The following is an 11,226-nucleotide window of genomic DNA, read 5'->3' as shown; positions in this document are numbered from 1 at the left end:
CCGAAACCTGATTTAACCGTCCCGTCGCCACTCCGCCAGCTTTTGATCTTCCCCTACACCCATCACCCCACACCCCACACCCCGTAAAGCTTTTAAGGCTGTTTGTCACCCCGTCAGGGGGAACCCCCTTTGGCGGCGCTGCCTCCCCAAGACCGCGCTGCCTCCCCAAGACCGCGCTGCATCGCTACCTTTATTGATTTGATGAATGCATCGACAATTTTGTCAAGAGCGATTTACCCCTTATTAGTCCTAGCAGAACGAGATGACATTTTATTTTTGATCGCCAGAAGTAATTAATTCTCGTTCAAGCTACTTTTTCGTAGTTCGGTAAGCTCCTCTTTTAAGGTGACGGCATGTTTACTAAGTAACGTCGGAATATCCCTCCCCATACGAATAAAAGCAGCGATGGCGATGCGTTTTTCTCCCAAGGGTTCATAGACAATATAATGTTCTCTAACAGGATATAAACACAGGGAGGTATCCCCTGTCAGCTCCTGACGTTTCGGAACTTTTTGATGATTAAGTGCGATAAACTGTGCTGCTTTTTCAAGGTCATGAAAATACTCTTTTGTTAATTCATTGCCCCATCTGGCCCGTGACCATGCTTTGGCTTCCCGTAAGTGCCGCCGCGCTGTGGGGGTGAGGAGATAGTTTTTCCTAGTCACAATCGGGATTATCTTCTTCTAAAATATCCAGGATGGATTCCGGGACATATTCTTGATTCCTAATTTCCCGTAGCCCTTGGATAATGTCGGACACAATCAAATAGTCCTGCATATCCCGACGAATCAAATCGCGGATGTATTCGCTAGGGGTTGCATAGACATCATCATCGCTTGCCCGCATATCAACATAGCGGCGTAGTTTATCGGTTAGCTGGATATTCAGGCTGCTGCTCATTGCGATTCTTTGTATGGGAAGAAACCTTTCACCACTCTAGCATCAATGGCATTAAACAACAATATTTGCCATTTGCTATATTCACACAAGATAAACAACATTCAGCGCAACACCAGACCAGTAGCGTGGCCAATACCTGAAAGCTGTTCCCGTAGCGTGCGCGTAGCGCTTAAGCTAAATGCTTACCACTATATTTTTTTAGCAATCTGAAGAACAGAGAGATAGGAAGTTTCAAGACTATTGCCCACTTCTAGCTCTAGTATTTCCTTAATCCCTTGAAACAAAGACTCTCGCTGCTGTGGGTCTAAAGCTATATAAGGTGACAAAGTACTCAAAAGCGCTAGATAATTATCAATACTATAGGTAACGTCACACACCAACTGTTCCGATACTAAGTCTTGGAATTTCCCGGAATTAATAACAGTTTCTGCCATTTTGCTGAGGTTCTGTTGATAGTTTTCTATCTCTTCATAGGGTTTCAGAGAAGGAGCATGAGTTTGATAGAGCTGATTCAACAGTTGGCAAACCTCATAGTTAGGTTGAGGGGGCGTATTCCATAGCAAAATCAGAAACCCATTCTCTTTTAGAGCATCAGCTGTTTTTTGATACCGGATCTCTTTGGAAACCCAATGAAAAGAAGTCGCTGCTAACACAGCATGGAATTTCCCAGTTTCTAGCTGCCATTCTTCAAAGGTACTATTAATAAGTTCTACATCTGGATATTGGCTACAGTTATCTCGCGCTAGCTGGCAAGATTCCTCGCTAGGTTCAATAGCAACTATAGAGAAGCCCAAGTCAGCAAATGCTGTCGTAGCAATTCCCGGACCGCATCCCACTTCAAGAATTATCCCATCGGCAGGAAGTTGGGCTAACTCCACGGCACGGTTAATCAGTTGCTGAGGATAGCGTGGTCTAGCCTGGTCGTAGGCTTCTGCAACAGAAGAATACCAAGTTTTTTTCTCTTCCAAGTCTTTAGACTGGATATCATTAAGTAGTTGTTTAATGTCTTTCATCGTAAGCATTCAGCTATCAGCTATCAGCCGTGAGCTAAAGCTCACGCTACGCGAACAGCTTAACATAAACCTCAAAAGGTAGAATTTAATAGTTCGAGATTAATCAGAATTGAAAGTCTGGGGAAAAGCCCAAGGCTGACAGCTGACAGCTGACGGCTGAATACTTACATTTAACGTCACCCTAGTCCAACTAACTTTTCGCTCAATTCCCACAAGCGCTTAGCTTTAGAATCATCCATTGCTTCATTAGAAACTTCTTGAACAAAGGACTTACGACCTTCTTTTTGTCGATTACCCCAGCTCCAGTAAACACCGGATTTATTATAGTCAGGATCAGCAACTACTGTTGCTAGTCTATCCCCTGCTAATTCCTGGGAGACATAGCCTCCAGTAATGTTTTTCTGGAACAATGGGAATAGTTTCTGGAACAGGGAATAGTGGTTACGGAATAGAGCGGTTTCAGCAACACATCCCGGATAAAGGGAGTTGAAAACTATTCCGGTAGAGTCATGATAGCGCTGGTGCAGCTCTCGCATGGTCAGCATGTTACAGAGTTTGCTGTCCTTGTAAGCTTTGCCAGATTTAAAGGCTTTGCCATTAATCATTGAGATCGGGGGTTTGAATCCTTCTTCAAAACCCTTGAGGTCTCCCAGGTCTGGAGGTGCTGGAATCGGAATCTTTCCCCCCAATTCCTTAGGATTAGCAGTGACAGTTCCCACAATCACTAGCCTTGGCTGGGAAGAGGATGAATTCTTCAAATCCTCTAGCATCAGATTACACAGGAGGAAATGACCAAGGTGATTGGTAGCAACACTCAATTCATATCCCTCGGGATTTCGCAACGGTTCCTTTAATAACGGCAGATAGATGGCAGCATTGCACACCAAGGCATCGAGGGTTCTGCCGGTTGCTCTGAAGGCATTCACAAACTGCCGGACACTAGCAAAGCTAGCTAAGTCAATATATAGTGCTGTATAGCTGTCTTTTGGTATTCCCACCTCTTGGGCAGCTTTTTCAGCTTTATCGAGATTCCGACAAGCCATCACTACATGCCATCCCCAGGTTTGGGCAAGAGCTCTGGCCGCTTGCAAACCAACTCCCGAGGAGGCTCCTGTAATAATGACCGTTGATTTATGATCGTTTTCCATTTCGTTTAAAATTGACCGATTGATCGTAACTTTATTAGGCTCTCATGTTAAGTTACGATCAAAGATACTATCTTCGGTTAGAGTTTTAACCTTCAACCTTCAACGGTGAAAACCCTTCAAGCTGTTGCAACTTGACCACATTACCAATGACTGCGATCGCAGGAGCAGAAAACTGTGTTTCCTCAACCTGAGCCACAATGGTCTCTAAGGTGCCAACCAACTGTTCGGAGTCAGGTCGTGTGCCCCAGCGAATCAGCACTACTGGTGTCTGGGGATTTAATCCTGCCTCACACACTTCGGTCACAATCCGAGGCAGATTATGAACTCCCATATAAATCACAATGGTTTCTGAGCCATTTGCGATCGCATTCCAATTCACCTGAGGTCGATACTTACCCACTGACTCATGACCTGTGACAAAGGTGACGGAAGAACTATAATCCCGATGGGTCAATGGAATTCCCAGATAAGCTGGTGCTGCAATTCCTGAAGTTATCCCTGGTACCACCTCCACTGGCACCCCTGCCGCGATCAAATCCCCCATTTCCTCACCACCACGACCAAACACAAAGGGGTCTCCCCCTTTCAGCCGCACCACCACTGGATGAGAGTGAGCCTTTTCAATCAACAGCTGAGTTGTCTGTTGCTGCAACATGGAATGACGACCCCTGCGCTTTCCGGCATTAATTTGTTCCGCCTGGGGATTAATCATCTTCAAGACTTCCGGACTGACTAGGGCATCATAAACTACCACATCCGCAAACTCTAATAACCCCTTTCCCTTCAAGGTCATTAATCCCGGATCTCCAGGACCTGCCCCAACCAAATACACCTTACCCAAACATGCCTTGCTCACTACCTTCGCGTCCTTGATGTTTTCGTGGTTCATTTCTACCTAATCCCATCCATAATCAAATCCACTAATGCCTCACTCACCCCAATTGGTTTTCCGAGATTCAACTGCACTTGAGGCAAGCTCTGCTGTATCTCCACTAACATTTGTGCGATCGCATCGGTAATTCCTCCCTCAAACAGAAAATATGCCAAAATGGCAATCTTTTTTGCTCCAGACTCTGTTAGTATAGAGACCTGCTCCCAAAGGGACGGCTGTACTGACCAGTAGGCCGCCACAGCCCCCAACTGGTTAGCTACAGCCCCCGTTTCTTCTTGACCCCCAGGGCGGCTCGTTCCATGGGACAACAAAATCTTGGCATCGCCATCTAGCTTTGCCCATTGATTTGTCAACAGCCTCACCAAAGCCGGATTAGCTCCCAAATGAGGCAGTAGATGAATCACCATTTCACTACCTAAGTTCTCTTGCGCCAGAGATACTTGCCAAGGAATATCCTCCATGACATGTACTCCCCGCAATAGGAATAGGGGCAATAGTTTCAATTCCTTACAGCCAGCCCCTTTAGCGAGCTGAGCAAATCGGATAATTTGCTCATGTAGGGGTATATCAGCCAGTTCTAAAGTGGCTGTACCTACTAAAGGTGCGCTTTCCGTTGGCGAATTAAATTCGCCACGGGTCGCACCTAAAGGTTGACCGGAAAGACCGTTAGCTGTTAACAGATCACTGTCACCACTGCTGCTTTGTGGTGATATGTTTGGTGAGATAGTCTGTCTAGCCCTAGCCTCCTGAGAGGCTAGTCGGATTCGCAGCAACTCAGCCAATTGTGCCATAGCCTGCTGGGGACGCAGGTCATGACTGCCGTGGGAGATTAACAGATACGCAGATGAGGGTGACAACGGTATACTGAACTACCTTGATCGAATGTGTTAAATAATACTATCTTCCCTTTAGAGACAATTGTGTATAAAGTATTTCTAAAGAATGTTGCATTGCGCTAATTTCCCTGCTACTGCACCAGCATGACGGCACCATTCAAATCCCCCAACCCAGCGGCGTGATCGCAAATGTCCTACTGGGGGTTGCATTTGGAACTCAAAGTCTTGATCTCGAAGATGAGAGTTGTGAAGGGGCCACGCTACGCGATTGGCCATAGGCCACGCTACGCGAACGCAAAACCTATAGTAACGAAAGTTGTTAGTTATAGCGCTACGGGCTGGGAATAGGGAAGATTCCTGTTATGAGTTCCCTGTTCTGAGTTGCCTGTTCAACACTTATGGGATAATTGATCGCTATTTATCCTCAGGGGGTGACAAGCTAATTGAAAATCTTACAGGGGTTAGGTTTTAGGGGTTAGGTGAAGCGTGAAGATTGCCCTGGCGGGATGGATTGAATAAAACTATAGAAGAAGTTGAATTGGTGAAAATTGCTTCAATTGCTGGGAAATACAAATGACTCCGATGCGCTCATTTTATCCAACACCTAAAACCTAAAACCTAAAACCCAATACCTATCTAGGTTTGAGCTTTGTTGTCACCCCGTGAGCTATTTATCTTACTTATTGCTGAGTTTCAATTTCTAGTTCACATTGACTGAATACATAATTAATTGCTGAATACAGTCTCTCTAAATCAGAAATTGTATAATTGTTAATTTCTTTAGTATAGAGATTCCCTTTGAGTTTACCAAACTGCCAAAGTTGACCATTAGAAACAATTCCAAATATAGTTTGCTCAGATTGGTCATTAAGCTTTTGAATTGCCACCATTTCTGCTAAACATTGACCCCACCCCTTAATAAAATCATCCTTTTTGGCTTCTACAGCTACAAAATAGGGCTTTTCAAAAATTTGTTTTCCAAGGGGAGACCGCTTTGCTAAAATATAATCCGGTATTCCCGTGAGCTGTTGATCATAGGTGATTGGTTTATGACTCCACAGCGTAAATTTATCTCGATACTGTCTGTATACTTCTTTTAAGAGAGGAAAAATAATAGTTTCACAAATAGCATACTCTGACTCTTCAACAGTAAATTCTCGAAGACAAAACTCTAAATCTTCTTTAAACGCTTCTCTGATTACAGTGTCAGTTTCCAGGATATAATTGGCTTCAGTAGCAGTAATTGTAAATTCTTGAAGTACTTCGCCAATCGTTTTATAGGAATCAAAAGACATGAGAAAATCGGGAATGCGCGAATTTAGAATTTAGAATTTAGAATTGGGAATCGGGAATCGAGAGTCGGGAATAGTAGGAAAGAGCGAGGTAGCGAGGTCTTGAGTAGCTAGTTGTTGATCGGACTCCCCATCACCCCATCACCCCATCACCCGATCTCCCCATCTCCCCATCTTCCCACAGTAACTACACTTCCGCCGCCACTTCTACAAGAGGTCTAGTTTGAGCAAGTGCTGCCAAAAACTTAGCCAGTTGTGCTGGAATTTGATCGTGGACAATTTGGCGGTATTCAAGGAAATGTTCCAGATAGGCATGATCGCTAAGATAGCGTTTCCATACCTGAGGATTGTGCCTGAGGATAGAAAAAAGTTGACCCCAGAATTGGAAGCGGGTTTGGCGCTTGATGCCATTGCGCCAGATAATAATTAGCAGTGCCCAGAAATAGATAAATTTTGGCATTACCAACTTAGGTTGATAGGGTTTCGGCTTCATATTTAAGTAGTGCCGATAAAGTCTGCCTAAATAGGATTCTGGTTTATATAATTCCCAGAAACAACTGACATATTCCTGAGCCAGTTGTTCTATCGGGCGAGTGGGGATAAAATTGGTTAGGGTTGTCTGATTGATATTTTCTTCGTTACCTTCTAGTAAACGCCCCTCTTGTTTGAGCCGATCCCAAAGGGCGGTATTGGGCAAGGCTTGTAACATACTAAACACAGGATGGGGAATGGCGGTTGCTTCTACAAAATCGATAATGCGATCGCCTGCTCCTGGTTTTTCTCCATCCAAGCCAATAATAAATCCAGCCATCACTCGCAAACCTGCCCGATTAATTTTCTCAACCGCATCTCGTAAGGGTTGACGGGTGTTTTGGTGTTTTTTGGTCAGGGTCAAGCTATCGGTATTTGGTGTTTCAATTCCCACAAAGACTGAACTAAAATTGGCAGCAATCATCAACTCCAACAGTTCATCGTCTTCGGCCAGATTCAAAGAAGCTTCTGTGGACAACGGAAAGGGGTAACCATGCTCTGCCATCCAGGGAGCTAGTTCCTGCAACAGAACCTTGACATGGCGTTTATTGCCAATAAAATTATCATCAACTATAAATACAGGAAGCCGCCAACCCAAATTATAGAGAGTTTGCAATTCAGCCAATACTTGAGCCGGGGTTTTGGTGCGCGGTTTACGGCCATATCGCACAGAGATGTCACAGAATTCGCACTCGAAAGGACAACCACGGGAAAACTGTACCGACATCTCGCTATAAGCATCCAATTCCAGTAAGTCGTAGCGGGGAATTGGTGTCTTGGTGACATCTGCCCTTTCTCCATGAGCACGGAATACCCCCGAAGTTTCTCCCAGAGCCAGTGCTTCCACAAATCTCGGTAGGGTAATCTCACCCTCATCTAAAATCAGAAAGTCTACTCCTGCTTCTTGAGCTTCCTCTGCTATAGAGGTGACATAAGGACCACCAACGGCTACCAATTTACCCCACCGTTTCCCCTTACCAATCAGGTGGAGCAGATCGGGTTTCTGGACGATCATACCGGAAACGATCACCACATCTGCCCATTCCCAGTCAGCGTCAGTTTCTAAACGAACATTGCGGTCTACTAAGCGGAATTCCCAGGTTTGAGGAAGAATAGCTGCTACGGTAATCAGACCCATAGGGGGTTGAGCAACTTTGCAGCCGATCAGTTCTATGGCTTTATCAAAAGACCAATAGGATTTGGTGAACAGAGGAGACAGGAGTAAAACTCTCACGTTTGATGTTGAAATCAACAATAGTAAAATACTATAGCAGTTCTCAATTTAGGGAATCGGGAATCGGGAGTCGGGAATCGGGAGTCGGGAAGAAGGGGTAGGGTGGGCAAATTTTGAGAATTTGATTATTTGACCAGCTCTGATGCCGATTTGCCCACCAAATCCAGATCAGGCGATCGCACTGCAACTAAATTTAGTTGCATGATCGGGTAATGCTTTTTATAATTAATTACTGGGGTGAGGATGACTCGACAAGAGAAGCTGATCAAACGTCTTCTAAGTAAGCCGAAGGATTTTACTTGGAATGAATTGACCAAGCTTTTGTCCGGACTCGGCTTTGAGGAGGTCAAAGGTGGAAAAACAGGCGGTTCAAGGCGGCGATTCATTAACTCTGATGGCGTGGCGATCGCTCTACACAAGCCTCATCCTCACAATACACTCAAGAAGTATCAGATTGAGCAAACGATCGAGATTCTTAGGCACGAAGGATTGTTATGAATAACTTGATGAAATACAAGGAATACCTTGGCTCGGTCAATTACAATGATGAGGATGAGATTTTATACGGAAAAGTAGAGTATATTCGTAGCCTGATCAGTTATGAAGGTCAGGATGTTGAATCTCTTCGCGCCAGTTTTCACGAAGCAGTGGATGATTACCTAGAGCTTTGTCAACTCAAAGGGATAGAACCGGAAAAGCCTTTCAAGGGAAGCTTTAACATCAGACCTGGAACCGAGCTTCATCGACGTGCTGCCTACGCAGCTATTGAACAAGGCATAAACTTGAACCAGCTAGTGACAGAGGCACTTGAGCAGTATCTCAGATAACCGCTCTCCAATGCTTCAACCGAAAAGCGGCGGAGTGGGAGCGATCGCACTCATGCACTGCCAACCCTACAAGAACTAGCAACAGTAGCAGTAGGGTGGGCAAATTTTGAGAATTTGATAATTTCATCAGCTCTGATGCCGATTTGCCCACCAAATCCAGATCAGGCGATCGCACTCAAATAAAAATGCTATAGTACTCCTTATTTACAGTAATAACCAGGCAAATAAATCCTTAACTGTAAGATTTAGCTCACTCACGAAAGATGGTACAGGAAGTAACATATCGGGTTGATCGAATACCTCAATTTCTTGTTTAGAATGGTAAACAAACACAGTTTTTTCTTCTGGGTCAATCAACCAACCGATTTGGGTTCCATGCTTTAGGCAATGAAGACTATTTTTGGTGACTTTTGTGTGACTTTGGTCAGGAGATAAGATTTCAATGGTCCAATCTGGAGTCAGGTTAAATATATTGGCAATTTCTCCATTATCATCACAGGGAATTCGGTTCCAAACAAATACTGAAATGTCAGGTATTATTGAGCGACCCCCAAAGGTACAGCGTAATTGCTGGAAATGCGCAAGCAATTTTTTTAGGTTTAACTAAACTATTGATGGCGGGTAGAAGTTCTCCTTGAAGACGACTATGTTTTCCTTGAGGCATGGGCTTCTGAATAATTTTTCCATCAAGGTACTCACTAGCAGGCTTCGTTTCCGGTAGTTTCAGAAACTCCTCCAATGTTAGTATTTTAGGTTGTGCTTGTACCATTTCAGGGTTGTCTCCAATTTGGCCAGCTAGGGGTTTGGTGGGCAAATTTTGAGAATTTGATCATTTCATCAGCTCTGATGGTAATTTGCCCACCAAACACGATCAGGCGATCGCACTTAACGCACCCAACAAGATCAGCGTACGCCCTGTTGTTCACTTGCTATACTCCGAAATAATTTCTTATCTCCTGGGCTTTATTTGCCGGGTTAGGGGCTGTTATACAGTCTTGGTTTTGCTGACATAAGGTGATTATTTGACGTAATCGATTTTCCAATTGAGCCTGATCCCCATTGTAGACATGAGCATGAACAAATGGGAGTTGCTGGTTTGAGGCATGGGATGATATATGCTGTGGAGAAGTCTCTTTCATTCTATTCCCCAACCTAAATGCTTGGTTGGCTATTGGAGCTACCCTTATAACATTTGTAGCGAACGTAAACATTTTATTGCCATAGTGCCAGGCGATACTCGCATGGAAGTGGTTGTCTGGTCCAAACACACGAGCTGCTGGGCCTTGGTGGGCCGCATAGTTCGCATTGAGCTGCCTAGCACGATTTGCTGTTATGTCCTGTGTGTACGTCGTTATGCCCGTTCCTAACATGTGGGGATAGTCCGCTGTATCTATATCCACCCACCAGTCATTATTCTGATCTTGATGATAGTTGTCATGGGCACCATAGATACGTCGACCTGCGTTCACTTCGTCATCATGCACCGGTATATCGGGGATCACCACCCGCTGGATTGTTTGCCCTTCGCTTATACTCGCCGTCGAGCCTCCTTGTTGGACTACATGAGTTAATTCATGGGCAATCAATTCCTGTCCACCTTTATTTGATGGGTTATACTCCCCTCTCTTGAAAAAGATGTGATTTCCGGTCGTAAATGCTCTGGCTTGGAGGGAGCGATTCAGTGTGTCCGACTGACGGTCTGTGTGGATTTTCACTCCACTAAAATCCGCCCCCATCGCTTGGCCCATTGACCGTTGCAGACCCGCATCCAAAGCTTGGCCACCACCCCGGGCACGGGATAGGGCTGATTCCAACTCAGGTGATGCTGCCCCACCCCCAATGGCTTTCCGACGGAGCACCACAGGCTTCAACTGCAAGTCAACCACCGTCTCTTCGTCTCTCTGTAGCCTCTGATTCTCTTCCTTGGTCTGGATTTCTTTCCCTTGCCCCGACTGAACAGTCTCTCCTTGATTGCCAACCCCAGCACCAGGGGCATTGATGTGACTCACCACCTGACGGGCTACCCTGTCGGCTTGCTGCTCATACTTATCCCCAACTGCACCAATGGTCAACTTCGGCTGCACTACCGGTAATCCATTCCCACCCACAGGCACATTTACAAAGCTGCGATTCAAACCAGACGCCCTATCTTTGTCGGAGTTTACCTGTTTTTCTGGCACCGAACGCACTGCTGCTCGCTGTAACCAACCACTACTGGGATTGGATTCACTCTGGGACTGTTGCTGATGTTTACTTAATCCCTGACGCTTCATTTACCAGTTCTCCGTCTATAGATTGGGCATTTTTTATACCCATGTTTTCCGGTTTGATACTCTTAGTTACATTAAACTTCGCCCTAGTTGTCTTGGTCAAGGGGAAGGGATGTGGGGTTTTGGGATTAGATTTGACTCTAGAGATTAATCTTCCGGTGGGCAGTGCTTACCTTCGCCCTTTGCCAGCAAATGTATCTGTTTAAAGCACTGCCAACCCTACAAGAACGATTCCCGATTCCCCTCCTGGGAGGGGTTAGGGGTGGGTTCCGATTCCCGATTC

Annotated in this window: 14 protein-coding genes and 1 pseudogene; 2 read left to right on the top strand and 13 right to left on the bottom strand. The window is 45.2% G+C overall.

Annotated elements, in window-relative coordinates; all coding sequences use genetic code 11:
- Nucleotides 1-293: 293 nt before the first annotated feature.
- From AC4II3_RS27570 to AC4II3_RS27525, 10 genes are all read right to left on the bottom strand, one after another.
- Entirely contained in the window at nucleotides 294-665 is a 372-nt protein-coding gene (locus AC4II3_RS27570; RefSeq protein WP_488016288.1) for a type II toxin-antitoxin system RelE/ParE family toxin, read from the bottom strand.
- Entirely contained in the window at nucleotides 658-900 is a 243-nt protein-coding gene (locus AC4II3_RS27565; RefSeq protein ID WP_488016290.1) for a ribbon-helix-helix domain-containing protein, read from the bottom strand. Before AC4II3_RS27565 ends, AC4II3_RS27570 begins: the two co-directional genes overlap by 8 nt.
- A gap of 188 nt (nucleotides 901-1,088) precedes the next feature.
- On the bottom strand, nucleotides 1,089-1,913 hold the full coding sequence (locus AC4II3_RS27560) for a class I SAM-dependent methyltransferase (RefSeq protein WP_488016292.1): 825 nt from the start codon (nucleotides 1,911-1,913) through the stop codon (nucleotides 1,089-1,091).
- Between the two features lie 176 nt (nucleotides 1,914-2,089).
- Nucleotides 2,090-3,061 carry a protochlorophyllide reductase gene (locus AC4II3_RS27555; RefSeq protein ID WP_488016294.1) on the bottom strand — a complete coding sequence of 324 codons (972 nt, stop codon included), beginning with the start codon at nucleotides 3,059-3,061 and terminating at the stop codon, nucleotides 2,090-2,092.
- Nucleotides 3,062-3,146: 85 nt separating this feature from the next.
- On the bottom strand, nucleotides 3,147-3,950 hold the full coding sequence (gene cobA, locus AC4II3_RS27550; RefSeq protein ID WP_488016296.1) for a uroporphyrinogen-III C-methyltransferase: 804 nt from the start codon (nucleotides 3,948-3,950) through the stop codon (nucleotides 3,147-3,149).
- 2 nt (nucleotides 3,951-3,952) lie between these two features.
- Nucleotides 3,953-4,810, bottom strand: a complete 858-nt coding sequence (locus AC4II3_RS27545) for a sirohydrochlorin chelatase (protein ID WP_488016298.1) — start codon at nucleotides 4,808-4,810, stop codon at nucleotides 3,953-3,955.
- Nucleotides 4,811-4,888: 78 nt separating this feature from the next.
- Nucleotides 4,889-5,065 (bottom strand): hypothetical protein, encoded by a 177-nt coding sequence (locus tag AC4II3_RS27540; protein WP_488016300.1) that lies wholly within the window; start codon nucleotides 5,063-5,065, stop codon nucleotides 4,889-4,891.
- Nucleotides 5,066-5,469: 404 nt separating this feature from the next.
- Complete coding sequence (locus tag AC4II3_RS27535; protein WP_488016119.1) at nucleotides 5,470-6,084, bottom strand: hypothetical protein; 615 nt, start codon at nucleotides 6,082-6,084, stop codon at nucleotides 5,470-5,472.
- Between the two features lie 184 nt (nucleotides 6,085-6,268).
- Nucleotides 6,269-7,846, bottom strand: coding sequence for a B12-binding domain-containing radical SAM protein (locus tag AC4II3_RS27530; RefSeq protein WP_488016117.1), 1,578 nt, complete (start codon nucleotides 7,844-7,846; stop codon nucleotides 6,269-6,271).
- A gap of 43 nt (nucleotides 7,847-7,889) precedes the next feature.
- On the bottom strand, nucleotides 7,890-8,033 hold the full coding sequence (locus AC4II3_RS27525) for a hypothetical protein (RefSeq protein ID WP_488016115.1): 144 nt from the start codon (nucleotides 8,031-8,033) through the stop codon (nucleotides 7,890-7,892).
- Nucleotides 8,034-8,089: 56 nt separating this feature from the next.
- Between AC4II3_RS27525 and AC4II3_RS27520 the strand changes: the two genes are divergently transcribed.
- Both AC4II3_RS27520 and AC4II3_RS27515 read left to right on the top strand, forming a co-directional pair.
- On the top strand, nucleotides 8,090-8,344 hold the full coding sequence (locus tag AC4II3_RS27520; RefSeq protein WP_488016113.1) for a type II toxin-antitoxin system HicA family toxin: 255 nt from the start codon (nucleotides 8,090-8,092) through the stop codon (nucleotides 8,342-8,344).
- Complete coding sequence (locus AC4II3_RS27515; protein ID WP_488016111.1) at nucleotides 8,341-8,673, top strand: type II toxin-antitoxin system HicB family antitoxin; 333 nt, start codon at nucleotides 8,341-8,343, stop codon at nucleotides 8,671-8,673. The genes AC4II3_RS27520 and AC4II3_RS27515 overlap by 4 nt, the downstream gene beginning before the upstream one ends.
- On the opposite strand, the gene AC4II3_RS27510 is transcribed toward AC4II3_RS27515, so the two are convergent.
- The 3 genes and pseudogenes from AC4II3_RS27510 to AC4II3_RS27500 form a co-directional block, all read right to left on the bottom strand.
- Entirely contained in the window at nucleotides 8,666-8,800 is a 135-nt protein-coding gene (locus AC4II3_RS27510; RefSeq protein ID WP_490722964.1) for a hypothetical protein, read from the bottom strand. The two genes, AC4II3_RS27515 and AC4II3_RS27510, sit on opposite strands and share 8 nt — an antisense overlap.
- A 77-nt stretch (nucleotides 8,801-8,877) precedes the next feature.
- A pseudogene (locus AC4II3_RS27505) lies at nucleotides 8,878-9,442 on the bottom strand (Uma2 family endonuclease).
- A gap of 160 nt (nucleotides 9,443-9,602) precedes the next feature.
- The gene (locus tag AC4II3_RS27500; protein ID WP_488016109.1) at nucleotides 9,603-10,946 is read right to left on the bottom strand and encodes an eCIS core domain-containing protein; all 1,344 of its coding nucleotides are present in this window, start codon (nucleotides 10,944-10,946) and stop codon (nucleotides 9,603-9,605) included.
- Nucleotides 10,947-11,226 lie beyond the last annotated feature (280 nt).

The organism is Moorena sp. (genome assembly GCF_982860115.1).
This window is presented reverse-complemented; position numbering and strand designations above follow the sequence as displayed.

Excerpts from the sequence above, each read along its gene's own strand:
- AC4II3_RS27560 (WP_488016292.1), bottom strand. The coding sequence starts at position 1,913 with ATGAAAGACATTAAACAACTACTTAATGATATCCAGTCTAAAGACTTG.
- AC4II3_RS27510 (WP_490722964.1), bottom strand. The coding sequence starts at position 8,800 with ATGAAATTATCAAATTCTCAAAATTTGCCCACCCTACTGCTACTGTTG.
- AC4II3_RS27565 (WP_488016290.1), bottom strand. The coding sequence starts at position 900 with ATGAGCAGCAGCCTGAATATCCAGCTAACCGATAAACTACGCCGCTAT.
- AC4II3_RS27515 (WP_488016111.1), top strand. The coding sequence starts at position 8,341 with ATGAATAACTTGATGAAATACAAGGAATACCTTGGCTCGGTCAATTAC.
- AC4II3_RS27540 (WP_488016300.1), bottom strand. The coding sequence starts at position 5,065 with ATGGCCAATCGCGTAGCGTGGCCCCTTCACAACTCTCATCTTCGAGAT.
- AC4II3_RS27535 (WP_488016119.1), bottom strand. The coding sequence starts at position 6,084 with ATGTCTTTTGATTCCTATAAAACGATTGGCGAAGTACTTCAAGAATTT.
- AC4II3_RS27500 (WP_488016109.1), bottom strand. The coding sequence starts at position 10,946 with ATGAAGCGTCAGGGATTAAGTAAACATCAGCAACAGTCCCAGAGTGAA.
- AC4II3_RS27520 (WP_488016113.1), top strand. The coding sequence starts at position 8,090 with ATGACTCGACAAGAGAAGCTGATCAAACGTCTTCTAAGTAAGCCGAAG.
- AC4II3_RS27555 (WP_488016294.1), bottom strand. The coding sequence starts at position 3,061 with ATGGAAAACGATCATAAATCAACGGTCATTATTACAGGAGCCTCCTCG.
- cobA (WP_488016296.1), bottom strand. The coding sequence starts at position 3,950 with ATGAACCACGAAAACATCAAGGACGCGAAGGTAGTGAGCAAGGCATGT.